This is a genomic window from Bradyrhizobium sp. UFLA05-153 (genome assembly GCF_054185185.1).
The window spans coordinates 84,620-111,261 of sequence record NZ_JBBIAM010000008.1 but is presented as its reverse complement, the minus strand read 5'-3'; the positions used below and the strand labels follow the sequence as shown (position 1 = coordinate 111,261).

Below are 26,642 nucleotides of genomic sequence, written 5' to 3'. Positions count from 1 at the left end.
CTTAGAGACTTGGCATCGTCGCGCCGCGCAGGAGGTCTGGGATCGCAGAGATTGTTTGTGAAAGAGAGAGCATGGCGCGCAACATTTTGATCCTTGGGGCCTCCTACGGCTCCCTGCTGGGGACCAAGCTTTTGATGGCGGGTCACAATGTGACCCTGGTGTGCCGGGCAAAGACGGCCGAGCTGATCAATCGCGACGGTACCGAAGTGCGTATCAAGCTGCGCGACGAGGCGGTGTACCGCGCGATCTTCTCGCGCGACCTGCCCGGCAAGCTCGACGCGGTGACGCCGGGCAATGTCGACGTCTCCCGCTATGATCTCGTCGGCCTTGCGATGCAGGAGCCGCAATACACCAATCACACCGTGCGCGTGCTCATGATCAAGATCGCGGAAGCGGGGCTTCCCTGCCTGTCGATCATGAATATGCCGCCCTTGCCTTACCTCAAGCGCATCCCGGCGCTGTCAGGCATGGACCTCGAGGAAGCCTATACCAATGCGCAGGTGTGGGAGCGCTTCAAACCGGGGCTGGTGACGCTCTGCTCACCCGATCCGCAAGCCTTCCGTCCGCCGGAAGAAGCGGCGAACGTGCTGCACGTCGGCCTGCCCACCAACTTCAAGGCGTCGGTGTTCGAGGACGAGAAGCACAACAAGGTGCTGCGCGAGCTCGAGGCCGATATCGAAGCGGTCACGCTCGACGGCCACGACGTGCCCGTGAAGCTCAAGGTGTTCGACTCGCTGTTCGTGCCGCTCGCGAAATGGTCGATGCTGCTCACCGGCAACTACCGCTGCATCACGCCGCACGAGCCGCAGTCGATCCGCGATGCCGTGCACACTGATCTGAAGCGCTCGCAATCGATCTACGATCACGTCGATGCGCTCGCGCGGCGTCTCGGCGCCGATCCGAAGGATCAGGTGCCATTCGAGAAATACGCCAAGGCGGCGGAGAGCCTGCTCAAGCCGTCGTCTGCCGCACGCGCGGTCGCCGCCGGCGCGCCGTTCATCGAGCGGGTCGATCTCCTGGTGAAGCTGATCTCGCATCAGCTCGGCGTCCCCAATGCCGAGATCGACCGCACGGTCGAGACCGTCGATCAGAAGCTGAACGAGAAGATCGTGCAGGGCGGCTCCGGCGCGAGCTGACACGCATCATCGGCAGCGGGGCCGTCGGTAACGGTATCGATCCCTTATCCTGCTTGCGCGCGCCTCGAAGGACGAGGGCCACCTGCCGGGCCATCATCCTTCGAGACGCGTTCTTCGCGCTCCTCAGGATGAGGAACAGCCACCGTTGCGACGCCGCCTCCATTCCCCTTTTGGCCGCGTGCGGAGAAGCCGCACCCCGTTGCAACGGCAAATTTGAACTTCCATTTCATTGATTTCGCCGGCCAAGCGAGAGATGACGGGGGCCAGTGACCATGAATTCCGTTGGAGACCAAGAATGTCGTTTCGTTCCGTTCTGATTCTTTCGACCGTGCTCGCCGCCTGGTCGGCGGCGGCTTCGGCGGAGACCATCAAGATTGGCGTGACCCCGGGGCCGCATGCGCAGATCCTCGAGGCGGTGAAGCCGATCGCAGCGAAGAACGGGCTCGATATCCAGCTCGTCGAGTTTTCCGACTATGTCGTGCCGAACGCCGCGCTCGATGCCGGCGACATCCAGGCCAACTCGTTTCAGAACCAGCCTTATCTCGACAACCAGAAGGCCGATCGCGGCTACAAGATCGAGGCGGTGGGGCTGACCGTCAATTTCCCGATCGGGGTCTATTCGAAGAAGCACAAGAACTGGGCCGACATTCCCGACGGCGGCAAGGTCTCGATCCCGAACGATCCGACCAATGGCGGGCGCGTTCTGCTGCTGTTGCGCGACAAGGGCGTGATCAAGCTGAAGGATGGCGTCGGCTTCAAGCCGACGGTGCTCGACATCACCGAAAATCCTAAAAAGCTGAAATTCATCGAAGTCGATGCGGCACAGGCACCGCGCGCGCTCGACGACGTCGATGCTGCGGCGATCAACACCAACTACGCGACGCAGGCCGGACTTGATCCGGTGAAGGACCCGATTCTGCGCGAGGATCCCAAGGGGCCCTACGTCAACCTGATCGCCGTCCGCGCCGCCGACAAGAACAAGCCGTGGGTCAAGATCCTCGTCGACAGCTACCACACGCCAGAGGTCAAGGAGTTCGTGCTGACCAAGTTCAAGGGTGCGGTGCTGCCGAGCTGGTGATCTGCGCTCGAGCATGACCCGGACCCGAAGGGCCGCGTTAGCGCAAAGCGTGTAGCGGTTTTCCCTCGCGACAAACGCGGAACGCGTTTGCGCGGAGATCATGCTCAAACAATAGACTAAAAGCGCGATGACGATTCTTCCAATCTCATCGCGCTTTAGTGGAAGCTGCGGCTCGGTCCCGGTGGATCGTCGTGCGTCTGTTCGACGATCTGCGCAATCGGGCTCGACTGGTGATGGACGAGCAGCCAGGCGTTGCCGATGCGCCGGAAATGATTGGTGGCGGCAAGCGCGGTGCCGTCGACGATCTCGATGCACAGCACCCGTCCGCTGTCGCCTTCGACGATCGCATGCGGCTCCGCGCAGGCGATCTGCGGCCGGCTCGGGTTCTGCAGGATGTCGCGCCAGCTCCCCATCACCGTGGCGCGGCCGATGATGCCGGGCCAGCCGGGATGGACGCAGGAGATGCCGTCGTCGTCGGCCCACAGCCGTTCCATGGCCGCGACGTCGCCGGCCGCGAAGGCGGCATAGAAGGCTGCGTTGACGGCGATGATCGCGCTCTTGCTCATACCTCCCGGGTGGGCCAACCGCGGGTAAAAATCAAGAGCAATTTCCGTCGATTGGACGGTGGTGTTCCGGCGGAACAGCGGCTCATGGCCAGCGTTGTATCCGGCGAACGCAACAAGATCGAGCCTCGGGAGAGGGACCCATGGGACTTGCTCAATACGCGATCGTGCCGGTGCGCGACCAATGGGGCGTGCTGCATGACGGCAACATCAACGGCGAGTACGAGACCAAGGAATCGGCCTTCGAGTCGGCCGCCGCCGCAGCCTCGCTCGCAATCCGTCAGGGGCACGAGGTCCATCTGAGCGTGCCCGGGCGTGAGCCGGGCGAAGCCGCGCTCGGCGTCTAACCGTCAGGATTTTGGGATCAGGAGCAGCGGCTCTCCACCGTCCGCCGAGCGCCATGCGCATAGAGCTTGCCAAGCGCGTCGGTCACCACCTCGCGCAGCCGCGGGTTGGTGCCGAGCGGGCCGAACACCTTGCCAATGCCAAGCAGCGCCGGAGCAAGACGCTCCGCAACCGGACCTTGCTCGTGCGCAATGCCTGCGAAGTCGCGCGCAAGCGGGTCGCGCACGTCGATTGCGCGGCCCTGCTCGTCGATTGCCGTGACGTAGCGCATCCAGCCTGCGACCGCGAGCGCATGCGTCTCGATCGGCAGGTCCCGGCGCAACCGGTCCTGGATCGTGCCGAGCAGCCGCTGCGGCAGCTTTTGCGAGCCGTCCATGGCGATCTGCCAGGTGCGGTGGTGCAGCGCCGGATTGGCAAAGCGCTTCAGCAGCGACGCCCGATAGGCGGAAAGATCGGTGCCTGCCGGCATCGTCAGCGTCACCGCAGCATCCTCCATCACGCCCGCGGCAAGCCTTGCGAAGTGCGGATCACGCATGGTGTCGGCGATGGTCTCGTAGCCCGCGAGATAGCCGAGATAGGCCAGCGCCGAATGGCTGGCATTGAGCAGCCGCAGCTTCATCAGCTCGAACGGCTTGACGTCAGTGACGAGCTCGACACCAGCGGCGGCAAGATCGGGGCGGCCCGCGGAGAAACGATCCTCGACCACCCATTGCGTGAACGGCTCGGTCATCACCGGCCAGGCATCCTGCATTCCGAGCGCGGTTGAGATAGCCGCGCGATCGGCATCGGTCGTTTCCGGGACGATGCGGTCGACCATGGTGCAGGGGAAGGCGACGTTCTCGCAGATCCACTTGCCGAGATCCTTCGACCGCAGCGCGGCAAACTGCGTGACGATCCGTTGCACGGTGCGACCGTTGGCCGCGAGGTTGTCGCAGCACAGCACGGTGAAGGGGGCAAGCCCTTGCGTCCTCCGCCGCGCCAGCGCGGCGACGATGAAGCCGGGCGCCGAACGCGGCGCGTCGAAATTGTTGAGGTCATGCACGACGTCCGGATGCCGCTCATCGAGATCGCCGGTCTGCGGCGTGTGGCAATAGCCCTTCTCGGTGACCGTGAGCGAGACGATGCGGATGGCGGAATCGGCCATCTTCGCAATCAGTCGCGACGGATCCTCGCGCGCGACCTCGCTGCCGACGAGCGCGCCGATCACGCGATGGTCGGTGCCTTCGGCCGAGCGCACCGCGACCGTGTAGAGATGATCCTGCGGGGAGAGCGCGTCGCGGGTATCGGGGCTGCGCAGGCTCGCGCCGATGATGCCCCAGGCGGGCGCGCCGGCCGCGAGGCAATCGTCGATGACGACGGCCTGATGGGCCCGATGAAAGGCCCCTAAGCCCAGATGCACGATGCCAGGCGTGACGCGGGAACGGTCGTAGGCCGGGCGGCGGATGCCGGACGGCAGCTGGTCGAGATTGGCGCGGCCAAGCCGCATGGTCGTCTCCCCCTTTACTTTTCCGCTGCTTGACATGCCGGCCATCCTCGGTCAATGCTCTGGTCAATTGGTAAGACCAATTTTCCAAAATTGGCGGGTCGCCGGGGATCGTCGCCCCGGACAGGCCCTCTCAGGGAGGCCAGCGTGCCGCTGGAAGCTGTGGAGGCGAGACGGCTTTATCGCCAGGTCGCCGATCAATTGCGGGCTCTGATCGACAGCGGCGAGTACGCTGTCGGAAGCCGGCTGCCGACCGAGCGCGAGCTCGCCGAGCAGCTCAGGGTATCGCGGCCGACGGTGCGCGAAGCCCTGATCGCGCTCGAGGTCGAAGGCCGTGTCCGCATCCGCGTCGGCTCCGGCATTTACGTGATCGAGCTCGCTAGTCCCGCAACGTCCGTTCCCGCAACGCTGATCGAAGGTCCGTTCGAGCTGCTCCGCGCTCGCGAATTCCTCGAAGGCGCCATCGCCGAGCAGGCCGCGCGCGTGGCGACAAAGGACGATCTCGCGCGCATCGACGCCTCCCTGATCGCGATGGAGAACGTCGAGCATCCCGGCGAAGCCTCGATGGTCCACGATCGTGCCTTCCACGTCGCGATCGCCGGCAGTCTCGGCAATGCCGTTCTCGTGCGCGTCGTCGGCGAGCTCTTCGACCAGCGCCTCAATCCCTATTTTTCGCAACTCGCGCATTACTTCGAAAGCCCGCGCACCTGGCGCGCCGCGCTCGATGAGCACCGCGTCGTCCGCAACGCCATTGCGGCGCGCAATCCCGAGGCTGCCCGTGACGCCATGCGCGATCATCTGGCGCGCTCGCAGGAGCGCTTTGCACGAAATTTCGGAGCCGAGGCCGGCGGGGCACCGGCGTCCGCCCGCAGCGGGGCGGCACGATCGGCCGCGCGTCCGTCAAAGCCAAAACGACCGCCAAAAAAGCAGGCCGCGAGCAGCGGCGCGCGGCGGCGATGACTTTGGGCGGCCCGGACCATCGGACCGGGCAAACAAGACTTAGACAATGGAGGAAAAATCAGTGTTCAGGAAGATGACGATTGTGCTGGCGGCTTCAGTCGCGGCAATGCTGGCTGCGACCAATGCCGGGGTGGCGCAGACCAAGCTCAAATGGGCCCATGTCTACGAGACCTCGGAGCCGTTCCATACCGCCTCCGTCTGGGCCGCGCAGGAGATCGGCAAACGCACCAATGGGCGTTATCAGATCGACGTCTATCCGGCCTCCCAGCTCGGCAAGGAGACGGACCTCAACCAGGGCCTGTCGCTCGGCTCGGTCGACATCATCATCTCCGGCTCGAGCTTTGCCGCAAAGAGTTTCCCGCCGATCGGCGTGACCTACTATCCCTACACTTTCCGCGATGCCAACCATCTCCTGGCCTACACCAAGAGCGACATCTTCAAGGAGCTCGCCAAGGGCTATGAGGACAAGAGCGGCCATCACATCATCGCGGTGACCTACTACGGCGTGCGCCAGACTTCGTCGAACAAGCCGATCAAGACTTGCGCCGACTTGAAGGGCCTCAAGATGCGCGTCCCTGACGTGCCGGCCTATCTCGCGATGCCGCGGGCCTGCGGCGCCAACACCGCGCCGATCGCGTTCGCGGAGGTCTATCTCGCGCTCCAAAACGGCACCGTCGAGGCCCAGGAGAACCCGCTGACCACGATCGAGGCCAAGAAGTTCTACGAGGTGCAGAAGCACATCGTTCTGACAGGCCACATCGTCGATCACCTCAACACGGTCGTGTCGGGCGCGCTCTGGAAGAAGCTCAGCGACGAGGACAAGAAGATCTTCACCGACGTCGCCCAGGAAGCGGCTGCGAAGGCGACCGAGGAAATCAAGCAGAACGAAGCCAAGCTGATCGGCTTCTTCAAGGACAAGGGCCTGACGGTGACCGAGGTCGACAAGAATGAGTTCCGCGACACCGTGATGAAGAACGTTGCGTTCGAGAGCATGGGCTATCGCAAGGCCGACTGGGAGCGCATCCAGGCGGTGAAGTGACGGCGGGCCGTCGTTCCGGGGCTCGCGAAGCGAGAACTGTGGTGCGCAGTCGCGCACCTGAGAATCTCGAGATTCCGGGTTCGATGCTGACGCATCGCCCCGGAATGACGTTCAGCTCTCTTGGGGAGGAGTAAACACATGTCCACCGCCGAAATGCACCGGCAGATCACCGCGGATGAGATCGCCCACACATTCGAGGAGGAGGCGACGCCGAAGGTCGATCTCGGCCATTACGCCTTCGAGGACTGGTTGGCGCTCGCGATTTTCTGGGTGATGGCGCTCTGCGTCTTCCTCCAGTTCTTCACGCGCTACGTCCTCAACGACAGCTATGCCTGGACCGAGGAGATCGCGACCTATTGCCTGATCGGCGTGGTCTTCATCGGCTCGTCCATGTGCGTGCGGCTGTCGCGCCACATCCAGGTCGATCTCGTCTACCGCTATCTGCCGCACCTCGCGGCACGCGCGCTGTCGACCGTGATCGACCTGATCCGCATCGCGTTCTTCGGCTACGCCATCCGCCTGGTCTGGATCTACATCCAGGTGATTGGCGACGAGCCGATGACCACGATCAATTTTCCCAAGAACTATGTCTACTACCTCGCGCTGCTCGGCTTCGTGCTGATGTTCGTCCGGTCCGTGCAGGTGGCGCTCGAAAACTGGCGGCAGGGCTATTCGATCCTCGAACGTCCCGGCGCCTACGACGGAACGGAAGGGTGATGCCATGCTGCTACTGCTTGGGGGCTTTCTCATCCTGATGCTGCTTGGACTGCCCGTGGCGCTCGCCATGGCGGTGTCCTCGCTACTCTATATCCTGGTCAGCGGCGTGACGCCCGACGTCACGCTGGCGCAGCGCATGATCGCGGGCGTCGAGAGCTTTCCGCTACTCGCCGTGCCCTTCTTCATCCTTGCCGGCAATCTCATGAACATCGCCGGCGTAACGGGACGCATCTACAAATTCGCGGTCGCGCTGGTCGGCTGGATGCGCGGCGGCCTCGGACACGTCAACATCATCGGCTCGGTGATCTTCTCCGGCATGTCCGGCACCGCGATCGCGGACGCCGCCGGTCTCGGTACCATCGAGATCAAGGCGATGAAGGACCACGGCTATACCACCGAATTCTCAGTCGGTGTCACGGCCGCGTCCGCCACGCTTGGTCCGATCATTCCGCCGTCGCTGCCTTTCGTGATCTACGGCATGATGGCCAACGTCTCGATCGGCGCGCTGTTTCTCGGAGGCGTGATCCCGGGTGTCGTCATGACGCTGTTCATGATGGCGACGGTTGCCTATTTCGCCCACAGGAATCGCTGGGGCAGCGACACGCCATTCTCCTGGCCGCAGCTCGGCTCGGCAGGACTCGAGGTCATCATCGTCTTCAGCTTCCCGCTCGCGATCTGGCTGATGACGCTCGCCGGCGTCTCGACCAACACGGCCGTCGTCATCGGCCTCGGTGCGCTGCTCGCGATCGACTGGTACTTCGACTTCTCGGCGGTGATGGCGCTGATGGCGCCAGTGATCCTGATCGGCGGCATGACGCTCGGCTGGTTCACGCCCACGGAAGCAGCCGTCGCGGCGGTGATCTGGTCGCTGTTCCTTGGCATGGTGCGCTATCGCACCATGACGTTCAAGACGGTGGCGAAGGCGACCTTCGACACCATCGAGACAACGGCCTCGGTGCTGTTCATCGTCACAGCAGCCTCGATATTTGCCTGGTTGTTGACGGTGTCGCAGGCGGCGCAGACGCTCTCCGACTGGATGCTCAGCGTCACCCACAACAAATGGGTGTTTCTGCTGCTGGCCAACATCCTGATCCTGTTCGTCGGCTGCTTCATCGATACCATCGCGGCGATCACCATCCTGGTGCCGATCCTGCTGCCGATTGTGCTCAAGCTCGGCATCGATCCGATCCATTTCGGCTTGATCATGACGCTGAACTTGATGATCGGCCTGTTGCATCCGCCGCTCGGCATGGTGCTGTTCGTGCTTGCGCGGGTGGCAAAACTCTCCGTGGAACGCACCACCATGGCGATCCTGCCCTGGCTGGTGCCGCTGATCCTGGCGCTCATCGCCATCACCTACATTCCGGAGCTGACGCTCTGGCTGCCTAAATATATGGGACTCTCCAAATGACCTCAGTCGCTCTCGCTGCAACCCTGTTCGGACCCGAAGACCTGCGCATGATCGAGCACCCGCTCGAGAAGCTTGGCGAAGGCATGGTGCGCATCCGCTTCGGTGCCGGTGGCATCTGCGGTTCGGACATGCACTACTTCCGCCACGCCCGCACCGGCGATTTCGTCGTGAAGTCGCCGCTGGTGCTGGGACATGAGATCTCCGGCGAGGTCGTGGAGATCGCCGGAGCCGCGCCGAACCTGAAGGTCGGCGACCGTGTCGCCGTCAATCCGTCGCGCTGGTGCGGCCATTGCGTCGCCTGCCGCGAGGGCCGGCCGAACCTCTGCGAAAATATCTTCTTCATGGGCTCGGCGTCGAAAACTCCGCACATGCAGGGCGGCTTTGCCAATTACTTCGATGCGATCCCGGCACAGTGCGTGAGGATCCCGGATCACGTCTCCTATCAGGCCGCGGCGCTCGCCGAGCCGCTCGCGGTCTGCCTCCACGCCGTCGCGCGCGCCGGTGACGTCAAGGGCAAACGCGGTATCATCTTCGGTGCCGGGCCGATCGGACTGCTCACCATGCTCGCGGCGCGCCGCGCCGGCATGGCGGACGTCACGGTCGCCGACATCGCGCCCGCGCCGCTTGCCTTCGCAACCCGGCTCGGCGCATCCCACGTCGAGAACGTCTCGGGCGGCGAGGAAGGCCTGAGGGCGCAGGCCGCTGTGCGTCCCTATGACGTCGCGTTCGAGGTTTCGGGCACGGCTGCGGGCCTTGCCAGCGCCATTGGCATCGTGCGTCGTGGTGGCACGGTGGTGCAGATCGGCAACCTGCCGGGCGGCCAGATTCCGACGCCGGCAAATGCCGTGATGGCCAAGGAGATTGACCTGCGCGGCTCGTTCCGCTTCGGTTTCGAATTCGCAACCGCGGTGGAACTGATTTCCAATGGCAGCGTCGATGTGCTGTCGCTGGTCACGGCCGAGCGCCCCTTGTCGACGGCGCCCGATGCGCTCAGGCTGGCGCTCGACCGCTCGCAGAGCGTCAAGGTCGTGCTGACCGCGAGCTGAGCCGGGAGGAATGTCATGATGCTGCAGGGATGGCGCTGGTACGGGCCCGATGATCCCGTGTCGCTCGATGATGTCAGGCAGGCCGGCGCGACGGACATCGTCTCCGCACTGCATCAGGTGCCGATCGGCGAGGCATGGACGCGCAAAGGCGTCGAGGAGCGCAAGAATTTCATCGAAAAGGGCCAGCCCGGCCGCACGCAACTGACCTGGTCGGTCGTGGAATCCATCCCGATCCCCGACGACGTCAAGCGGCTTGGGGCTAAGGCAACCCGCTCCATCGAGGCGTGGATCGCGAGCCTGGAAGCGGTCGCCGCCTCCGGCATCAAGATCATCTGCTACAACTTCATGCCGGTGGTCGACTGGTGCCGCACCGATCTCGAATGGGAATTGCCGAACGGCGCCCGCGCCATGCGCTTCGATCAGGATCGCTTTGCAGCATTCGAGCTGCACATCCTGAAGCGGCCAGCGGCACCTCAGGAATATTCGCCCGAAGCGCAGGCGCGTGCGAAAAAGCTCTTCGAAAAGATGAGCCAGGCGGACATCGATTATCTCATCACGGCCATCGCCAGCGCGCTGCCCGGTTCGACCACCGAGCCGATGACCATCCCGCAATTCCGCGACCGGCTCGAGCAGTATCGCGACATCACGCCCGAGATCCTGCGCCAGCATCTCGCCGAATTCCTCGCGCGCGTCGCGCCGGTGGCGGAGCAGTTGGGCGTTTCGCTGACGCTGCACCCCGACGATCCGCCGCGTCCGTTGTTCGGCCTGCCGCGCGTCGCCTCCACGGCTGACGATTATCAGGCGCTGTTCGATGCCGTGCCGTCAAAGGCCAACGGCATCTGCCTGTGCGCGGGCTCGCTCGGCGTGCGCGCCGACAACGACCTGCCGGCGATGGCGGAGCGCTTCGGCCCGCGCATCGCATTCGCGCATCTGCGTGCGACCAAGCGCGAGGCCGACGGCCTGTCCTTCTACGAGTCCGATCATCTCGATGGCGACGTCGACATGGTCGCCGTGCTCAAGGAACTCCTGAAGGAGAACGCGCGGCGCGCGCCGGACAAGCAGATCGTCTTTCGCCCCGACCACGGCCATCGCATGCTCGATGATCTCGCCGCGACCAAGCGCACCAATCCCGGCTACACCGCGATCGGCCGCCTGCGCGGCCTCGCCGAGCTGCGCGGTGCGATCCGCGCGATCACGCATCAATAGCAGGCGGTCATCAGATCGAGCTTGGGATACAGCTGGTCGATCGCCGCGATCTCGCTGCGCATCTGGCCGATGATCCAGTCGCGGATTTCGGCGGCAAGGGGCCGCATCGGTCGGTTGCGCGGCGGCAGGAACTCGCAAATGCGGCGCGTGGTAGTGAGCGCGTCGGACGCGGGGACCAGGGCGCCGGTGAGCAGCCAGTGCGAGGTGACGGTCAGCCAGCCGAGCGCGATGCCCTGGCCGAGCAGCGCGGCCTGCACCACGACGGCATAATCGGTGAAGCTCAGCGCCTTGGATGGGCCACGGCGCTTCGTGAGAAACTTTGGATAATCCGCCGCCCAATCGCCCGGCGTCTCGGCGAGACGAATGACGGTATTGCCTTCCTCAGGCTCCACCTCGCTCATGTAAGTGGGGCTGCACACCGGCAACATGACTTCTTTCATGACCAGCGTGCCGCCGGAGTAAGGCTCCTCGCTGTCGCGAAAGCGCATGCCGAGATCGACATTCTCGACGGGCCCGCGCAGCGCCCCCGAGATGAGCTGGAAGCGAAGGTCGACTTGAGGAAAATGCCGCTGCAGCTTGTCGATGCGCGGCATCAGCCAATGCGTGGTGAAGGCGGAAGAGACGGAGAGGGTGACCGTCTCGGTACCCTTGCGCCGTCGCTCGATCTCGATCAGCCCGGTCTCGATGCTGCGAAAGCCCTCGAGCACGCGGCGATACAGCAGTTCGCCTTCCTCGGTAAGCACCGCGCGCCCCGCCTTGCGGTCGAACAGGCGAACGCCGAGATGCTCCTCGAACTGGCCGAGCATCCGGCTCACCGCAGGCTGCGTGACGTTCAACTCCGCCGCCGCAGCAGTGAAGCTGCCGTTGCGCGCCGCTGCGTCGAAGACGAACAGGGCGTTTGAGGAGGGCAGCATCCGGCGGAGCTCAGGCATAACTTGATGTTATGCGGTCGGTAAGAATTTGGCAATTGCCGAGTTTTGCCAACTCTGGTGTCATTGGCATGACAGGCTAAAGACAAGGCTTGGGAGAGAAGATTGCGTGCTCATGAAGCTGCAATCGCAAGCTGATCCTACGGCCAGTCTATAAAACAAGCTTATGGCGTGCAGTGAGGCGCGCCGCCTAGGGTGTGACGAGGATCGATCGTTGGACAAACGAGCGGAAAGCGTCGAGATCAGGTCCGCAAGCAAGGCTTACGGCGCGGTTCGCGCCCTCGATGACGTGTCACTCAATGTCGGCGCCGGGGAGTTCGTCTCGCTGCTCGGCCCGTCCGGTTCCGGCAAGACCACGCTGCTCGGCATCCTCGGCGGCTTCATCCTGCCTTCCTCCGGCTCGATCCATTTCGGCGGCCGCGACGTCACCTACATGCCGCCGCACAAGCGCGAGATCGGCGTCGTCTTCCAGAACTACGCGCTGTTCCCGCATATGAGTGTCGGCGAGAACGTCGCCTTTCCCTTGCGCGCCCGCCGCCTGCCGAAATCGACCTGGCCCGACAGGGTGCGCGCCGCACTCGCCATGGTGGGGCTGTCCGGCTATGAGCATCGCGGCATTGCGCAGCTCTCTGGCGGCCAGCGCCAGCGCGTGGCGCTGGCGCGCGCCATGATTTTCGAGCCGCAACTGATCCTGATGGACGAGCCGCTCTCAGCGCTCGACAAGCAGCTCCGCGAATCCATGCAGATCGAGCTGCGCACGCTGCACAAGCGCATCGGCGCCACCATCATCTACGTCACCCATGACCAGCGCGAGGCGCTGACCATGAGCGACCGCGTCGCCGTGATGAAGGACGGCAAGCTGATACAGATCGACGAGCCCGCGCGCCTGCACGACCATCCAGCGGATTCCTTCGTCGCGAGCTTTATCGGCGAAGCCACGCTCTTGCCCGTCCGCCGCATTGATTCATGCAGCGTCGCGCTCGGCAATTCCGTGCTGCGCAGTGCCCGAGCTATCCCACCGGGCGATGCGCTGATGCTCGCCGTGCACAGCGAGAAGCTTCTGATCGACGATGGCGCGGGCGATGGGGCCTGCAACCGGCTGACCGGTACCGTCACCGACATCGTCTACCAGGGTGAGAGCCTGCGTATCTTCCTCAGCCTTGCCGACGGCTCTGCGCTCAGCCTGCGCCAGCCGACCTATCACGAGGCCTATCGCCGCATTCCGCCGGTCGGCGGCAATCTCATCGTCACCCTCCACCCCGAGGACACCATCGTCGTGCCGAGGGTGGACTAGATCCCACCTCGTTCCAACCAAAGAGAAGAAGCCCAATGTCATCCCAAGCCCCGTTCAACAATTTCAAGGTCCTCACCTTCGACGTCGTCGGCACCTTGATCGATTTCGAGGCCGGTGTGCTATCGGCGGTGCGCAGGATCTCGGGCAAGACGCCGGCCGAGCTCAGCGACGACAAGATCTTCGCCTCCTACAAGCGCGGCCGCGATGCGCATCCCGAACGCTCGAGCGAGGTGATGTTCCACGTCTATCGCTATCTCGCCAAGGAACTGGGCCTGCCGGCCGACGATGCATCCTGCGACGTGTTCCAGCTCGCGGTGCTGCGCTGGGCTCCGTTCGCGGATTCAGTCGAGGCCTTGAAGCGCCTGCGCACGAAATTCCGCCTGGTCGCGATGACCAATGCCGATCGCGTCGCGCTGTCCTGCTACGCGCATGCGCTCGGCAATCCCTTCGACGACACCGTCTGCGCCGACGAGACTGGTGTTGCAAAGCCAAATCCGGAATTCTTCGCCTACAATAAAGGCCGTCAGTCGGCGTTCGGCTACAAGCAGTCGGACATCCTGCACGTCGCGCAGAGCCAATACCACGACATCGGGATCGCGCGGAAACTTGGCTACAAGGTGTGCTGGATCGAGCGGCGCCAGGGGCTCGCCGGCTTCGGCGGAACGCCGGAGGTGCCGACGCTGACCAAGCCCGACTTCCATTTCCCAACCATGAAGGCCTTTGCCGACGCCGCCATCGGCGCAGTGTGAGCATGAGCGGACGCATGACAGGGAATTGGACCGCGCAGCCATCCGCCAACTCGCTCTGGGCGAGCACGGCGGAGCCTGCTCGCGAGTTTCCGGTCCTGTCAGGCGAGCATCAGGCGGATGTGGTGATCATCGGCGCGGGCTACACCGGCCTGTCCGCGGCGCACCACATTGCCAAGAGCGGTCTGTCGCCGGTCGTGCTGGAGGCGAACCGCCCCGGCTGGGGCGCGAGCGGGCGCAACGGCGGGGTGATCACCGCAAAGTTTCGCCTGTCGTTCCGCGAGATCGACGCCGCGCATGGCCGCGCCATGGCCAAGCGAATGTACGAGATCGCGCATGAATCCACCGACATCGTCGAGAAGCTGGTTGCTGAATTCGGCATCACCAGCGCGGCGTTGACGCGGACCGGTCAGGTCAAGGCCGCGCACAACGAGACGACGTTGAAGGCCGCGATCAATGAGGCTGACTGGATGAAGCGCGAGATGGGCGATGCGGAGGTCCGCATCCTCGACGCCAGGGGCGTGCGCGATGAGACCGGCTCGGACATCTTCGTCGGCGGCGTGCTCAATCCCGGCTCCGGCGGCATCCATCCGCTCAACTATGTGCGCGGCCTCGCCGACGGTGTGGCGCGCCGCGGCGTCGCCGTCTTCCAGGACACGCCGGTCCTCAAGCTGCGACGTGAGCAAGGCGGCGTCTTCGCCGAGACGCCGCAAGGCGTGGTGCGCGCAAAGCAGGCGATCATTGCCACCAACAGCTATTCCGATCTGACGGATGCGACGCGGCACTTGCAGCACACGCTGATCCCGTTCCGCAGCGCGATCATCGCAACCGACCAGCTGCCGCGCAATCTCGCGGGACGCCTGATGCCGACGGGCCGCACCTACACCGAGACCAAGCGCATGATGCGCTGGTTCCGCATGGTCGAAAATCGCGTGATCTTCGGCGGCCGCGGAGCCTTCGGCAAGCAGGATTCGGAATCCGCCGTCGACGCGCTGCGCAAGGCGATGGTCGGCATTTTCCCTGATCTCGCGGACGTGCGGCTCGCGTTCAAATGGTCGGGCCTCGTCGGCATGACGCTGGACTCGGTGCCGCATATCGGCCGGCTCGACGAGCGCACGCTGTTCGCCATGGGCTACAACGGGGCTGGCGTCGCGATGTCGAGCCTGATGGGCCGCTATCTCGCGGCCTTCGTCCGCGGCGAAAAGCCTGATGTCGGGCTGCTCGATGCGAGCCGCCTCAAGATCATTCCGTTCTATTCGTTCCGCGAACCCGCCGTGCGCATGGTTGCCGGTTGGTACCAGTTCCTGGACGCGATCGGACAGTGAGTTTCTTGTTGACGACAGAGGAGGCGAGGATGACGACGAAACTGGGCTTCAGGTTTGGACATGCGATGTTGGGCGCGTCCCTCGGCGCGTTTGGACTTGCGTGCACGACGGCTGATGCCGCCGAGCAGATCACCTTCGTCTCGCAGGGCGGCGCCTATCAGCAGGCGCAGACGGTGGCGATTCTCGATCCCTCCGCCAAGAAACTCGGCATCACCATCAACCAGGATTCCATTCCCGACGCCTGGCCCGCGATCAAGACGCAGGTCGGCAGCGGCAAGCCGATCTGGGACGTGGTTGACACGCCGACCGGCTATTGCCTGCGCGGCGGCGAGCAGGGGCTGATCGAGAAGCTCGATTTCTCGAAGATCCCGAACGCCGCGGCGATGCCTGAGGCCTATCGCAACCCCTATTCGGTATCCTACGAGTTCTACTCCAGCGTGCTCGCCTTCAGCCAGAAGACGTTCCCGAAGGATGCGCCCAATAGCTGGGCCGATTTCTGGGACGTCAAGAAATTTCCTGGCCGCCGCGCGCTGCGCAACCATCCCATTGCAACGCTTGAGGCTGCGCTGATGGCCGACGGCGTCGCGCCCGACAAGCTCTATCCGCTCGACGTCGACCGCGCCTTCAAGAAGCTGGAAGAGATCAAGCCGAACATCACGGTGTGGTGGACATCGGGCGCGCAGTCGGCGCAGCTCCTCAACGACGGCGAGGTCGACATGGAGATGGCCTGGAACGGCCGCGTCAGCGCGGTGGCGAAGGAGGGAGCCAAGGTCGCTTTCACCTACAACCAGGGCATTTTGCAGAGCACCTCGCTCTGCATTCTCAAAGGTGCGCCGAATCTCGAGACGGCGGTGAAATTCCTCAACGAGGCGGTCGATCCCGTGCATCAGGCCAATTTGCCGCTGAACATCGACTACGGCCCGGGCAACCCGAAGGCGTTCGATACCGGCGTGATCAAGCCGGAGCGCGCCGCGCAATTGCCGAGCGAGCCCGCGAACGCGGCGAAGCAAGCGCTGATGTCCTATGCCTGGTGGTCGTCGCCGGCAGGCGAGGCGGCCGAGAAGCGCTGGGCCGCGTTCATGCAGAAGTGAGCCAACCGGTTCGGCGGCCGCCGAACCGGACCGATCAACCAGCGAGGCAGCGTTGACGACATCAAAACCAGATCCTTCGCTCAGGCATCAGCGCCGTGAGGATGGCCTGATGCTGGCATTGGTGTCGCCGGCGCTGCTTGTCATCCTCCTGCTGATCGTACTGCCGGTCGGATGGCTCGCGTGGCAGTCGATCTACCACGCCGGCTTCACGCTCGAGCACTATCGCCGCATTCTGAGCGAGGACATCTACTGGCGCAGCTTCGCGCTGACCTTCGAGATCAGCCTTCTGGTGACGGTGCTCGCGCTCGTGCTCGGCTATCCCGTGGCCTATGCCGCGAACGCGGTGCCGAAGGCGTGGAGTGTCGTCATCCTGGCGCTGGTCGTGTTGCCGTTCTGGACCAGCGTGCTGGTGCGTGCCTATGCCTGGCTCGCGCTGCTCCAGCGCACCGGCGTGATCAATCAGTTCCTGCGCTATCTCGACGTGATCGGCGAGCCGCTCGCGCTGGTCCACAACACTTTTGGCACGGTGGTCGCGACCGTGCACATCCTCTTGCCTTTCATGGTGCTGCCGCTCTACGCCACCATGCAGAAGATCCCCAACGATTTGATGCAGGCCGGTGCGAGCCTTGGTGGCAGTCCGGCGTTCACCTTCTTTCGCGTCTTCCTGCCGCTGTCGCTGCCCGGCGTGCTCGCCGGCTCGACCATGGTCTTCGTGCTGTGCCTCGGTTTCTACATCACGCCGGAGCTGCTCGGCGGCGGGCGCACGGTGATGGTGTCGATGCTGGTGAGCCGCAATGTCGAGCTCTACAACCAGTTCGGGGCGGCGAGCGCGGTCGCCGTGGTCCTCCTCCTCAGCGTCCTCCTGATCTTCTTCGTCGTCAGCCGCTTCATCTCGCTCGATCGCGTGTTGGGGCAGAAATGAGAACAATTTCGCCCGCCCGGATCGTCTTGATCGCGGCTACCGCGCTGGTGCTGATCTATCTGATCCTGCCGGTGTTGATCATCGTGCCGATCTCGTTCTCCAGCGCGCGCTTCCTGACTTTCCCGCCGCCTTCGCTGTCGTTGCGCTGGTACCAGCAATATTTCTCAAATCCGGCCTGGATGCAGGCGACGCAGGTGACGCTGATCGTCGCGGCCTTCACGGTCGTGATCGCGACGCCGCTAGGTGTCGCCGCAGCCTACGCGATCAGCCAGTCGAAATTGCGCGTTATGCGCGTGATCCACATGGCGCTGCTCTTGCCGCTCGTGGTGCCGATCATCATCACTGCGGTCGGCATCTTCTTCATCTATGCAAGGGTCGGGCTGGTCGCGACCCTGCCGGGCCTCGTGCTCGCCAACGTGATGCTGGGCCTGCCTTACGTCGTCATCTCCGTGCTGGCGGGCCTGCAAAGCTTCGATCCCGCGCAGGAGATGGTCGCGCGCAGCCTCGGCATGAATCGGTTGCGCAGCTTCTTCGCGGTGACGCTACCGCAGATCAAGTCGAGCGTGGTGGCGGGCGCGATCTTCGCCTTCATCTCGGCGATGGACGAGACCATCATCGCGCTGTTCATCTCGGGCGGCCAGTACCAGCCGCTGACCAAGCGCATGTTCACCGCGCTCCGCGACGAGATCGATCCGACCATTGCCGCGATCTCGACGCTGATGACGGCGGCGTCCTTCATGCTGGTCCTGCTGGCGAGCGCCCGGCAGCGGAAGAGCGGATGAGGCCGCTCATCGGGACCCTTCCCACCAAACTATCGAAAACAACCCCATGCAAAGTAGAACGGCGATTCGCCGGCGGGGATGCCTTGCGCCGCGTAAGGCATTGGCACGTCGAGTAAATCAGCGAAACAGGCGCATCAGCGCGGACTCGATTGCTCCGCTGCGCTTGCAATGATGAACTTGTGAAAGGCGCTCACCATATTCTCGGTGTCATCGCCCTCCTGGTGCGCAATTACACACTGGAGCGGCGATCCAATATTCCTACGGGGAGGCCGCGGCGTACAGGGCGTGTACTCATCTGTGGACGCCCCGCGAGATGCAAGCGGTTTTAGTCGACGCTCGCCGCCGTGCCGCTGGTCTCAAGGCACGGCGGCGTTCACTCACGTCACCGCGCGCTGCCCGTGGTAAGCTCTTGCGGGTGCACCGGGATCATGAGGTGTTCGTTGGGCTTGCCAGGGAACATGACGAAGGGCTGCGTCGCGTCTTTGACATCCAGATCGCGTGGATAAGGACTGAGCATCTCGTGTGCTGCGCCGCCGACGATCATCACGTGCGGCCCGGTCTGGACCCAATGCTGGTGCGTGTGCCGTTCGGTGAAATCGTGATTGCTCGTGCCGGTGTCACCGGCAAGCATGAAAATTAGGCCAATCTTATTCGGCGGAGCCTGATTGGCTTGCAGAGCTTTCCGCCATTCCATGGCGTTCTGGTCATCGCATTCGGGCGTTCCGTACTTGTCGATAAAGCACGTGAAACCGTTCGATCCGGTCTGGACGGTCTTAGAAGACCCATCCGGCTGCGGCATGGTGATCGTGGCGTTATTCACCACCGACGGCGGGGCCGCGGTCTTCGCCTTGGCGATATACTCTGGTTCGGTCTTCGGTACTTCCTCCGTCGGAAGAGCCGATGCCGACGTAATCAGGGCTGCCGAAGCTACGCAGAACCCAACCGAGGCGAGAGCATAGAGCTTGTTCATGGCTTACCTCCTTCAATGGGGTTGCCTCCATAGTGATGTAAAATGTCCAGCGGGATGCATCGAGAGACGAGGGGAGCGAACCTCAATGCAATCTCGATCAAGGTTTGTCTTCATCGACTTGATCTTGGTTCAGACTTCGCAAGGGACAACAACTCTGCCCTATGTCGGCGGATGGAATCGCATCGTCACTGGCTAAAGCAGGTGGGCTAATATCAAGAGCTGAGCTGCTGTCGGTTTTGACGCGCCCTGGATTCCCGGCTTTCGCGGGAATGACAGCTGGGATGTGGAAGCTCTTCCGGCCCCGACGCAAGCCGTCCAAACGGACGGCCCGGCCCGCTACCCGGTGCTCTTTGCCCCCAACCAGGCCAAAATCATCTCCACGATCTGCGTCCGGCTCTTCGCCAGCACCTTGGGCTCGCTCAGATCGCGGTCGAACAGGGCGCCGAAGGTGTGGCGGTTGGCGACGCGGAAGAAGCAGTAGGAGCTGATGGCAAGATGCAGGTCGACGGCGTCGACGTCGTTGCGGAAGACGCCTTCCTTGCGGCCGCGCGCGAGGATCCGGTCGAGCGTCGCGATCACGCTGGCGTTGAGCTGGCGCAGTTGCGGATTCTGCTTCAGGTGCTTGCCGTGGTGGATGTTTTCGATGCTGACGAGGCGGATGAAATTCGGATTGCGCTCGTCGTGGTCGAACGTCGCCTCGATCAGCCGCCGCAGGCCCTCGCGCGCGTCGCAGCGCTCGATGTCGAGCTGGTCCTCCAGCGCGCGGATGTTGCGATAGGCCTCCGCCAGCACCGCGAGATAGAGCTGCTCCTTGCCGCCGAAATAGTAGTAGATCATCCGCTTGGAGGTGCGGGTGCGCGCTGCGATCGCGTCGACCCGCGCGCCGGAGTAGCCCTCTGAGGCGAATTCCTGCGTCGCCACTTCGATGATGTCACGCTTGGTGCGCTCGGGGTCGTTGGTGCGCTTGTGGGCAGGGGGCATGCGCTTCAGCATCACGGTTTCTCCCGCCATTTTCTATGGATCACCTTGAAGGTGAAGGCAAATTTCGTAACCCCAGGCACGGCTTCAATGCAACCTTGCCTAAACGTACTAGTTCGTACATTATGAGCGAAAGCGAGTGACGGCAAGTCACCGCAAAGCACGGGGCAGCCAAGAAGGTCGCCGCCAACGGACGCGGGATCTGCCGCGCATCACACGGGGAGGAATTTTCATGACGTTGACGTCAACCGCATCGCTGCACGCGCCCGTCACAACGGAAGCCGCGCAGAACAAGCTGCCGAAGCGCGCGGCGCTCGTCAGCTTCGTCGGCAGCATGCTCGAATACTACGACTTCTTCATCTACGGTACTGCGGCCGCGCTGATCTTTCCAAAAGTGTTCTTCGCCAATGTCGATCCCGCGACCGCGACGCTGCTCGCGCTGCTCTCCTTCGGCATCGGCTATATCGCGCGCCCCGTAGGCGCCGTCATCCTTGGCCATTTCGGCGACCGTATCGGGCGGAAGACGGTGCTCTTGTTCACGCTCGTGCTGATGGGCGGCTCGACGCTCGCGATCGGCTTGTTGCCGGATGCGAAGGCGATCGGCAATGCCGCACCGATCATTCTGACGCTGCTGCGGCTGCTGCAGGGCCTGTCGGCCGCCGGCGAGCAGAGCGGGGCGAACTCGCTGACGCTCGAGCATTCCGCCAACTCCAACCGCGCCTTCTTCACGAGCTGGACGTTGAGCGGTACGCAGGCGGGCGCGATCCTGGCGACGCTGGTGTTCATCCCGGTTTCGAGCCTGCCGGAGGATCAGCTTCTGAGCTGGGGCTGGCGCATTCCGTTCCTGCTCTCGGCACTGGTGCTGCTGGTCGCTTATCTCGTGCGGCGGACGATGCCGGAGACGCCGGTCTTCGAAGAGATCAAGGACAGGGCGCAGGTCGCGCGCTTCCCCGTGGTCGCGCTGCTGCGCGACTACTGGCCGGACGTACTGCGCGTCATCGTCTGCGCGCTGATCGCAACCGTCAGCACCATGACCGCCGTGTTCGCGCTCGGCTACGCCACCAGCAAGTTCGGCGTGGCGCGCCCGACCATGCTGTGGGCCGGCGTGCTCGGCAACGTCACGGCGCTGATCACCCAGCCGCTCTGGGCGCTGCTCGCCGACAGGATCGGCCGCAAGCCGGTGTTCATCGGCGGCGTGCTCGGCTGCGCGGTGCTGCTGTTCCCGTACTTCATGTTGATTACCTCGGGCAACGCGATCGCGATCTTCGCCGCCGCGACGATCCTCTCGGGCGTCGTCTATGCCGCGCCGAACGCGATCTGGCCGTCCTTCTATGCAGAAATGTTCGAGGCGCGCGTGCGTTATTCCGGCACCGCGATCGGGACGCAACTCGGCTTCCTCGCCGCCGGTTTCACGCCGCTGGTGAGCGCGAGCCTGGTCGGCGAGGGGCCGAACGGCTGGATTCCGGTCGCGATCTTCGTCGCCGCCTGTTGCGTGATCTCGGCCGCGGCCGCCGCGACGGCGCGCGAGACGCATACGGTCGACATCGCCGATCTCGGTCGGCGGCGCGGTTGGAGCAGAGGCGACGTTCGCATGTTGACGCAGACAGTTTCGACCACGAACGGGCCGGTCCGCGGCCTCGAGCAGAAGGGCGTGCGCGCCTTCAAGGGCGTGCCCTATGCGACCGCACGGCGCTTTGCGAGAGCGGTGCCGCCGCGCGCGTGGTCGGAGCCGATCGCCTGCACGGCCTACGGCGCCTACGCGCCGCAGCCCGGCCATCTCGATCAGGCGAATGAGCCCGCCTGCCTCACCCTGAACATCTTTGCACCGGCCGCGGTCGATCGGCCATTGCCGGTGCTGTTCTTCGTTCATGGCGGCGCCTTCGTCACCGGCGGCGGCGCCGACTATGACGGCAGCTTCCTCGCCGCGCAGGGGCCGGCCGTCATCGTCACCATCAACTACCGGCTCGGGCCGCTCGGCTTCCTGCAACTGCATCGCCTCGGCGGTAGGCTGGCGGAGGCCAACAATCTTGCGATGTCGGATGCGCTCACCGCGCTCGACTGGGTGCGCGCCAACATCGCGGGTTTCGGCGGCGATCCCGATGCGCTGACGCTGTTCGGCCAATCGGCGGGCGCGTCCATGGTGATCGCGCTGGCAACCCTGCCTCAGGCGAAGCACAAGTTCGCGCGCGCCATCGCCTTCAGCGCGCCGGGCCGCGGCATCATGAACCCCGCGCATGCCGATGAGGTGGCGCGGCGCGTGATTGCGGAGCTCAGGCTGGAAAACGATGCGAGCGCCATCGCGGCCGTGCCGCTGCCGCAGCTCTTCGCGGCGGTGGAAAGCGTCGGTCGCAGGCTGGCGGATGAAACGGAATCCGGCACCGTGTTCGGCCCGGTGCTGGACGGTGTGGTGATCCCCCGCGATCCGATCGACGCCATTGCCGGCGGCGCACTCCGCGACGTACCGCTTTGGCTCGGCTCCTGCCGCGACGAGATGGTGATGTTCCTGAAGAGCACGCCGCCTGCCGCGATGATCCGCGTCACCGAGCGGCACATCCGCGCGTCCTTCGGCGACGCCGGCTTCGAGCGCCTGCTCGCCTGCTATAGTGCGACCGCGCGTGCGGATGAGGATCCCTACGAGGCGCTGCTGTCGGATGCCTTCTGGCATCGGCCGCTAGCCGCGATTGCACGCCATCAGAGTGCGGCCGGCGGTGCCGTTTGGCTGAACCGGTTCGATCATCGTCCGGCGCTGGAGCCTTTCCTGTCGCAAGGGCCGACGCACGGCGCGGACAATGCCTGCGTCTGGGCGCACCTGCCTTACTTCATCCATCGCCCCATCCTTCGGCGCAAGGGCGGCCCGATGACACCTGGCGATATTGAAGTTGCCATGCGCCTCCAGGCCAGCATGCTGCGCTTCGTCGCGACCGGTTCACCTGATACGGCCGACGCCTGGCCGCGCTTCGAGCTCGGCAAGGAACCTCTCGCCATCTTCGACCGTCCCTTCCATATTGGTAGCCTCAACGAAGGCAAGCGCTTCCGCCTGTGGGCGGAGCTGCTGGCGCAATTTGTAGTACCGCAGACAGCCAAGCGGAAAGTTCACGGCCAGCCAGAGCGTGACCATTCGTGCGGCCAAGCGGGCCACACGACAATGTCCTAAAGCGCGATGAGTATGGGATGAATCGCCATCGCGCTATAGGTTGTTGGTTGAACATGATCTCCGCGCAAACCGCGTTCCGCGTTTGTCGCGAGGGAAAACCGCTCCACCTTTTGCGCTAACGCGGCCCTTCGGGTCCGGATCATGCTCTAGGTGTCGGTTGACGTGCGATCCGCCTCGTTGGCAATCCAGTTGGCAAACCGATTCACGCGCTTGTCGCCGGTCAAGACGGCCTGCCAGCGGATAATATGTGTCTTGCTGGACGGCATGTCCCACTTCGGCGGCAGCAAACGGCACAGCCTGCGCTCAGCCATTGCGTCCTGAACGAGCAAGGAGCGCGCAAGGACAACGCCCGCGCCCTCGATCGCCGCCGCGAGCGCCAAACTCAGAGAGCTGAAGCGCATGCCCTCTGGCACCTGCGTTTTTATCCCGAGCCTCTCAAACCACACCGGCCATGACCACTCGGCACCGTCGTTCCGGCCAAATGGTCCCTTGTGGATGATCGGCAGGCCGGCAAACTTGAGCGGGTTCGACAGCGGTCGAGCTCGTCGAACAAGGCGCGGCGCTGCAACCGGAAAGACCCGCTCATTGAAGAGCAAGCGCTGCGTGGAGTTGGATCGCGCTGTGGATTTGGGCAGCCACAGGATGAGAACGTCAACATCTGCGGCACGCATCTGCGCTTCGCTTTCAAGGACGACGAGTTCGAGCCCAATGTCCGGTTTCGACGCCGCGAATCCTGGCAATCGACGCGCCAGCCAATAGTGCGACAGCGCTGCTCCGACACCGATTTTCAGGTTCGCCGGCCGAGCCGCAGCTCTGAATCGAGCCCGGAGACTCGCCATGTCATCCAGCAGTCTAACAATATTCTCCAGCAACGAGATGCCGGCTGGCGTCGGCGCCAGCCCGGTGCCAGTGCGATTGAACAACGGCGCGCCGACAAAAGCTTCGAGCTTTTTCAGGCGATGACTGATCGCACTCTGTGTGAGACGGAGCTCGCCGGCTGCGAGCGTCATGCTGCGATGGCGCGCGGCCGCTTCAAAGGCGACGAGGCCGTCAAAGGGAGGAAGAGTTCGCATCCTGTAACTATGAACCAGATTCATGATGATGTGAACGGGTGATCATGCTTTCTCTCGGCCATCACTCTTGATCGAGATGAATATCGAGATGTCGCCGAGCCAACCACAAGCCAGATCGATGGAAACTGCGCAGCCGATTTCCATGTGGCCGGCGCTTGCTTTGGGCTTGGCCGGTTTCTTGAGCAATTTCGACGTCACAGCGGTCGTCGTCGCCTTACCGGCAATTTCGCGCGAACTGGAGCTCGGAATCGCCGGCTATGCGTGGCTCATGGATGCCTACAGCCTTGCGTTCACAGGCTCGCTCTTGGTCGCCGGAGCGCTGTCCGACCGATACGGCCGTCGCAAGGCGATGCTGCGCGGCAACCTCGTATTCGCTGCGGCATCTCTGATGTGCGCCCTGGCATGGGATGGCCTGTCGCTGTCGCTTGCACGCGCGGCCCAGGGTGTTGGGGCCGCCTTCGTGATCACTGGTGGCATCGCTCTGATCGCCACGACATATCCGCAGGCGGTGTCGCGGACACGTGCCTTTTCCTGGCTTGGCGTCATGTCCGGAATAGCGATGGCATTGGGGCCAACGCTCGGCGGCATCGTCGCGTCCTGGTTCGGATGGCGATGGATATTCCTGGCAAACATTCCTGCGTGCGCCCTTGTCGCATGGAGCGTCCCGCGTGTCGTGAACGACGCGCGTGAAGCTTTGCCGCGCCCCGTCGACGTTTCCGGAATGGCCATCCTCACCGGCGCCCTCTTCATGCTGATCGAGTCTCTGCTGCATGGTCGATCTTCGCCGATGGCGTTTTGGTCGGGGTCTGGCTTTGCCATTTTGCTGCTCGGTGCCTTCGTCCTCCAGCAACGTAGGCGCGCCCAACCCATCTTCGATCCGGCTGTGTTCTTGAACAGGGCGATGGCGGGGATAGCACTGCTCCTCACATCGGTCTCGATTGGGTATTGGGCTTTGCTCGTCTACCTGCCGCCGTTTCTCGCCACCGCTTTCGGCCTAAGTGTCGATGCAGGCGGAATAGTCATGCTCGCGGCAACCCTTCCAATGTTGTTGTTGCCACCGGTCGGCGGCCGGAGCGTCACCGCGCTTGGATGGCGACGGCATTTCGTATTGGCCCTTTCCCTCATGACCACGGGGAGCGCGACCTTCATTGCAGCGCTGATTTCAAACGATCCGCCGCCATCATGGTTGGTCGTGGCAGCAATGTTCCTGAGCGGCACTGGAGCCGCCCTGGCCCATCCTCAGCTATCCGGCGCCGTGGTCGCGTTGGCACCAATCGAGCAGGCGGGCATGGCGTCGGCTGCCACCGTCGTCGTGCGACAAGCGAGCTTTGCCATCGGCATTGCCGCACTGGGTGCCTTGCTCAGTACTGCGGATCGGGCCGACGCCTACATGTTGCTCTTCGCGGGCGCGGCCATGGTCTGTGGATTGGGAACCCTCTCGGCCGTCACGCTGCTTCCTTCGAAGCCGCTGCCACTGTAGGGCAATGACGGGAGCAATGTCGTATGTGGCCTAGCGGTTCGCGGCCGTATCCACCTGGTTCACACTAGCCGCCCCAACGACAGTAGGGCGTGCACCGATAGCTTCCGCCGTGCCAATGGCCCCAGTGCCAGCGCACTTGGACCACGTCACTCTCCTGCACCACCGGCTTGGCGCTCGAAGACAAAGGAGTGATCGGGGCAGCCATCGCAGGTGCGCCGAGTGATATCGCACCAATCACGAGAACCGCTGCAGGAATTCTGGCCATAGACATGACGTTGCTCCAATCCGCAACTTCCAACCATCATCAACTTGGCTGACCGCAATTCGTTGCACTCCGAGGAAGGTGGCCGGCCGTTCAGCCGTCGGCGTCGCGCAAAAAGATTGATTTATCTCAAGACGGTATCTGGAACGCGGGCTCAACCTTCGGAGGGCAGGGATAAGTCCGGACAATCGGGAGGTGATGCATGTACCGGCATATTCTCATTCCGACGGATGGGTCGGAGCTAGCGGAACATGGGGTGGCGCATGGGCTGGCGCTGGCGAAATCCCTTGGAGCCAAGGTATCCGTGATCTTCGTCGTGGAACCGTTTTCCGAATTGACGGGGCGGTTCCTTGAAGCCGTCGCAACATATGCCGAGCTGCGCAAGGAACAGGCCAGGAGCGTGTTGGATCGCGCGGCAAATGCGGCCAAGGCGGCTGGTGTTTCCTGCGAGACGATTCAGGTGGAGAGCGGACACCCCCATCAAGCCATCATCGCAGCAGCCGAGGACAAGGGCTGCGATCTCATCGTCATGTCATCGCATGGGCGCAGCGGGCTTTCCATGCTTCTCATCGGCAGCGTGACAAACAAGGTGCTGACGCAGGCGAGAATCCCCGTACTCGTTTGTCAGTGAGTGTGCAGACGGCTCGGTCAG

24 protein-coding genes and 1 pseudogene are annotated in these 26,642 nt (G+C 63.7%); 19 read left to right on the top strand and 6 right to left on the bottom strand.

Going from position 1 to position 26,642, the window contains the following annotated elements:
• Window positions 1–71: 71 nt before the first annotated feature.
• Both Q2941_RS07755 and Q2941_RS07750 read left to right on the top strand, forming a co-directional pair.
• On the top strand, window positions 72–1,136 hold the full coding sequence (locus tag Q2941_RS07755; RefSeq protein WP_027524745.1) for a ketopantoate reductase family protein: 1,065 nt from the start codon (window positions 72–74) through the stop codon (window positions 1,134–1,136).
• A 295-nt stretch (window positions 1,137–1,431) separates the two neighbouring features.
• A complete protein-coding gene (locus Q2941_RS07750; RefSeq protein WP_254111064.1) occupies window positions 1,432–2,214 on the top strand; it encodes a MetQ/NlpA family ABC transporter substrate-binding protein in 783 nt (260 codons plus the stop codon).
• Between the two features lie 155 nt (window positions 2,215–2,369).
• On the opposite strand, the gene Q2941_RS07745 is transcribed toward Q2941_RS07750, so the two are convergent.
• Window positions 2,370–2,780 carry a nuclear transport factor 2 family protein gene (locus Q2941_RS07745; RefSeq protein WP_027524743.1) on the bottom strand — a complete coding sequence of 137 codons (411 nt, stop codon included), beginning with the start codon at window positions 2,778–2,780 and terminating at the stop codon, window positions 2,370–2,372.
• A gap of 140 nt (window positions 2,781–2,920) precedes the next feature.
• Between Q2941_RS07745 and Q2941_RS07740 the strand changes: the two genes are divergently transcribed.
• The gene (locus tag Q2941_RS07740; protein ID WP_027524742.1) at window positions 2,921–3,124 is read left to right on the top strand and encodes a hypothetical protein; all 204 of its coding nucleotides are present in this window, start codon (window positions 2,921–2,923) and stop codon (window positions 3,122–3,124) included.
• Between the two features lie 17 nt (window positions 3,125–3,141).
• Here Q2941_RS07740 and Q2941_RS07735 read toward each other — a convergent pair whose 3' ends face one another.
• Entirely contained in the window at window positions 3,142–4,608 is a 1,467-nt protein-coding gene (locus Q2941_RS07735) for a mannitol dehydrogenase family protein (protein ID WP_458192105.1), read from the bottom strand.
• A 144-nt stretch (window positions 4,609–4,752) separates the two neighbouring features.
• On the opposite strand from Q2941_RS07735, the gene Q2941_RS07730 reads away from it, so the two are divergent.
• From Q2941_RS07730 to uxuA, 6 genes are all read left to right on the top strand, one after another.
• Window positions 4,753–5,565 (top strand): FadR/GntR family transcriptional regulator, encoded by an 813-nt coding sequence (locus Q2941_RS07730; protein ID WP_027524740.1) that lies wholly within the window; start codon window positions 4,753–4,755, stop codon window positions 5,563–5,565.
• A gap of 73 nt (window positions 5,566–5,638) precedes the next feature.
• Window positions 5,639–6,604: a sialic acid TRAP transporter substrate-binding protein SiaP gene (locus Q2941_RS07725; RefSeq protein ID WP_371260500.1), complete on the top strand. Its 966-nt coding sequence runs from the start codon at window positions 5,639–5,641 to the stop codon at window positions 6,602–6,604.
• A gap of 138 nt (window positions 6,605–6,742) precedes the next feature.
• Window positions 6,743–7,321, top strand: a complete 579-nt coding sequence (locus Q2941_RS07720) for a TRAP transporter small permease (RefSeq protein WP_027524738.1) — start codon at window positions 6,743–6,745, stop codon at window positions 7,319–7,321.
• A gap of 4 nt (window positions 7,322–7,325) precedes the next feature.
• Window positions 7,326–8,732: a TRAP transporter large permease gene (locus Q2941_RS07715; protein ID WP_254111070.1), complete on the top strand. Its 1,407-nt coding sequence runs from the start codon at window positions 7,326–7,328 to the stop codon at window positions 8,730–8,732.
• Window positions 8,729–9,778, top strand: a complete 1,050-nt coding sequence (locus Q2941_RS07710; protein WP_458192089.1) for an L-idonate 5-dehydrogenase — start codon at window positions 8,729–8,731, stop codon at window positions 9,776–9,778. Before Q2941_RS07715 ends, Q2941_RS07710 begins: the two co-directional genes overlap by 4 nt.
• A gap of 15 nt (window positions 9,779–9,793) precedes the next feature.
• Complete coding sequence (gene uxuA, locus Q2941_RS07705; RefSeq protein ID WP_458192088.1) at window positions 9,794–10,984, top strand: mannonate dehydratase; 1,191 nt, start codon at window positions 9,794–9,796, stop codon at window positions 10,982–10,984.
• Here uxuA and Q2941_RS07700 read toward each other — a convergent pair.
• A complete protein-coding gene (locus tag Q2941_RS07700; protein ID WP_458192087.1) occupies window positions 10,978–11,916 on the bottom strand; it encodes a LysR family transcriptional regulator in 939 nt (312 codons plus the stop codon). The genes uxuA and Q2941_RS07700 overlap by 7 nt on opposite strands.
• Before the next feature lie 211 nt (window positions 11,917–12,127).
• Here Q2941_RS07700 and Q2941_RS07695 point away from each other — a divergent pair, with 211 nt between their 5' ends.
• The 6 genes from Q2941_RS07695 (at window position 12,128) to Q2941_RS07670 (ending at window position 18,073) form a co-directional block, all read left to right on the top strand.
• Entirely contained in the window at window positions 12,128–13,207 is a 1,080-nt protein-coding gene (locus Q2941_RS07695; RefSeq protein WP_027524733.1) for an ABC transporter ATP-binding protein, read from the top strand.
• 35 nt (window positions 13,208–13,242) lie between these two features.
• Window positions 13,243–13,956 carry an HAD family hydrolase gene (locus Q2941_RS07690; protein WP_027524732.1) on the top strand — a complete coding sequence of 238 codons (714 nt, stop codon included), beginning with the start codon at window positions 13,243–13,245 and terminating at the stop codon, window positions 13,954–13,956.
• A gap of 14 nt (window positions 13,957–13,970) precedes the next feature.
• Window positions 13,971–15,278 (top strand): NAD(P)/FAD-dependent oxidoreductase, encoded by a 1,308-nt coding sequence (locus tag Q2941_RS07685; RefSeq protein ID WP_458192086.1) that lies wholly within the window; start codon window positions 13,971–13,973, stop codon window positions 15,276–15,278.
• A gap of 29 nt (window positions 15,279–15,307) precedes the next feature.
• Window positions 15,308–16,369: an ABC transporter substrate-binding protein gene (locus Q2941_RS07680; protein ID WP_371933033.1), complete on the top strand. Its 1,062-nt coding sequence runs from the start codon at window positions 15,308–15,310 to the stop codon at window positions 16,367–16,369.
• Between the two features lie 109 nt (window positions 16,370–16,478).
• Entirely contained in the window at window positions 16,479–17,291 is an 813-nt protein-coding gene (locus tag Q2941_RS07675; protein WP_254111086.1) for an ABC transporter permease, read from the top strand.
• Entirely contained in the window at window positions 17,288–18,073 is a 786-nt protein-coding gene (locus Q2941_RS07670) for an ABC transporter permease (protein ID WP_027524728.1), read from the top strand. Before Q2941_RS07675 ends, Q2941_RS07670 begins: the two co-directional genes overlap by 4 nt.
• Before the next feature lie 382 nt (window positions 18,074–18,455).
• Here the strand turns inward: Q2941_RS07670 and Q2941_RS07665 are convergent, their stop codons facing one another.
• Window positions 18,456–19,043 (bottom strand): hypothetical protein, encoded by a 588-nt coding sequence (locus Q2941_RS07665; RefSeq protein WP_458192085.1) that lies wholly within the window; start codon window positions 19,041–19,043, stop codon window positions 18,456–18,458.
• Window positions 19,044–19,379: 336 nt separating this feature from the next.
• On the bottom strand, window positions 19,380–20,036 hold the full coding sequence (locus Q2941_RS07660; RefSeq protein ID WP_458192084.1) for a TetR/AcrR family transcriptional regulator: 657 nt from the start codon (window positions 20,034–20,036) through the stop codon (window positions 19,380–19,382).
• A gap of 217 nt (window positions 20,037–20,253) precedes the next feature.
• Between Q2941_RS07660 and Q2941_RS07655 the strand changes: the two are divergent.
• Window positions 20,254–21,588: pseudogene (locus Q2941_RS07655) on the top strand (MFS transporter); the annotation flags it as partial.
• Window positions 21,589–21,612: 24 nt separating this feature from the next.
• Complete coding sequence (locus Q2941_RS07650; RefSeq protein ID WP_458192104.1) at window positions 21,613–23,175, top strand: carboxylesterase/lipase family protein; 1,563 nt, start codon at window positions 21,613–21,615, stop codon at window positions 23,173–23,175.
• 146 nt (window positions 23,176–23,321) lie between these two features.
• Here the strand turns inward: Q2941_RS07650 and Q2941_RS07645 are convergent, their stop codons facing one another.
• Window positions 23,322–24,272 (bottom strand): LysR substrate-binding domain-containing protein, encoded by a 951-nt coding sequence (locus Q2941_RS07645; protein ID WP_458192083.1) that lies wholly within the window; start codon window positions 24,270–24,272, stop codon window positions 23,322–23,324.
• Window positions 24,273–24,324: 52 nt separating this feature from the next.
• Between Q2941_RS07645 and Q2941_RS07640 the strand changes: the two genes are divergently transcribed.
• The gene (locus Q2941_RS07640) at window positions 24,325–25,728 is read left to right on the top strand and encodes an MFS transporter (RefSeq protein WP_458192103.1); all 1,404 of its coding nucleotides are present in this window, start codon (window positions 24,325–24,327) and stop codon (window positions 25,726–25,728) included.
• A gap of 464 nt (window positions 25,729–26,192) precedes the next feature.
• Window positions 26,193–26,621, top strand: a complete 429-nt coding sequence (locus Q2941_RS07635) for a universal stress protein (protein WP_027524723.1) — start codon at window positions 26,193–26,195, stop codon at window positions 26,619–26,621.
• Window positions 26,622–26,642: the final 21 nt, after the last annotated feature.

Excerpts from the sequence above, each read along its gene's own strand:
- uxuA (WP_458192088.1), top strand. The coding sequence starts at position 9,794 with ATGATGCTGCAGGGATGGCGCTGGTACGGGCCCGATGATCCCGTGTCG.
- Q2941_RS07665 (WP_458192085.1), bottom strand. The coding sequence starts at position 19,043 with ATGAACAAGCTCTATGCTCTCGCCTCGGTTGGGTTCTGCGTAGCTTCG.
- Q2941_RS07715 (WP_254111070.1), top strand. The coding sequence starts at position 7,326 with ATGCTGCTACTGCTTGGGGGCTTTCTCATCCTGATGCTGCTTGGACTG.
- Q2941_RS07755 (WP_027524745.1), top strand. The coding sequence starts at position 72 with ATGGCGCGCAACATTTTGATCCTTGGGGCCTCCTACGGCTCCCTGCTG.
- Q2941_RS07640 (WP_458192103.1), top strand. The coding sequence starts at position 24,325 with ATGAATATCGAGATGTCGCCGAGCCAACCACAAGCCAGATCGATGGAA.
- Q2941_RS07660 (WP_458192084.1), bottom strand. The coding sequence starts at position 20,036 with ATGCTGAAGCGCATGCCCCCTGCCCACAAGCGCACCAACGACCCCGAG.
- Q2941_RS07700 (WP_458192087.1), bottom strand. The coding sequence starts at position 11,916 with ATGCCTGAGCTCCGCCGGATGCTGCCCTCCTCAAACGCCCTGTTCGTC.
- Q2941_RS07740 (WP_027524742.1), top strand. The coding sequence starts at position 2,921 with ATGGGACTTGCTCAATACGCGATCGTGCCGGTGCGCGACCAATGGGGC.
- Q2941_RS07670 (WP_027524728.1), top strand. The coding sequence starts at position 17,288 with ATGAGAACAATTTCGCCCGCCCGGATCGTCTTGATCGCGGCTACCGCG.
- Q2941_RS07635 (WP_027524723.1), top strand. The coding sequence starts at position 26,193 with ATGTACCGGCATATTCTCATTCCGACGGATGGGTCGGAGCTAGCGGAA.
- Q2941_RS07685 (WP_458192086.1), top strand. The coding sequence starts at position 13,971 with ATGACAGGGAATTGGACCGCGCAGCCATCCGCCAACTCGCTCTGGGCG.
- Q2941_RS07650 (WP_458192104.1), top strand. The coding sequence starts at position 21,613 with ATGTTGACGCAGACAGTTTCGACCACGAACGGGCCGGTCCGCGGCCTC.
- Q2941_RS07690 (WP_027524732.1), top strand. The coding sequence starts at position 13,243 with ATGTCATCCCAAGCCCCGTTCAACAATTTCAAGGTCCTCACCTTCGAC.
- Q2941_RS07680 (WP_371933033.1), top strand. The coding sequence starts at position 15,308 with ATGACGACGAAACTGGGCTTCAGGTTTGGACATGCGATGTTGGGCGCG.
- Q2941_RS07720 (WP_027524738.1), top strand. The coding sequence starts at position 6,743 with ATGTCCACCGCCGAAATGCACCGGCAGATCACCGCGGATGAGATCGCC.
- Q2941_RS07675 (WP_254111086.1), top strand. The coding sequence starts at position 16,479 with ATGCTGGCATTGGTGTCGCCGGCGCTGCTTGTCATCCTCCTGCTGATC.
- Q2941_RS07725 (WP_371260500.1), top strand. The coding sequence starts at position 5,639 with ATGACGATTGTGCTGGCGGCTTCAGTCGCGGCAATGCTGGCTGCGACC.
- Q2941_RS07645 (WP_458192083.1), bottom strand. The coding sequence starts at position 24,272 with ATGAATCTGGTTCATAGTTACAGGATGCGAACTCTTCCTCCCTTTGAC.
- Q2941_RS07750 (WP_254111064.1), top strand. The coding sequence starts at position 1,432 with ATGTCGTTTCGTTCCGTTCTGATTCTTTCGACCGTGCTCGCCGCCTGG.
- Q2941_RS07745 (WP_027524743.1), bottom strand. The coding sequence starts at position 2,780 with ATGAGCAAGAGCGCGATCATCGCCGTCAACGCAGCCTTCTATGCCGCC.
- Q2941_RS07735 (WP_458192105.1), bottom strand. The coding sequence starts at position 4,608 with ATGCGGCTTGGCCGCGCCAATCTCGACCAGCTGCCGTCCGGCATCCGC.
- Q2941_RS07710 (WP_458192089.1), top strand. The coding sequence starts at position 8,729 with ATGACCTCAGTCGCTCTCGCTGCAACCCTGTTCGGACCCGAAGACCTG.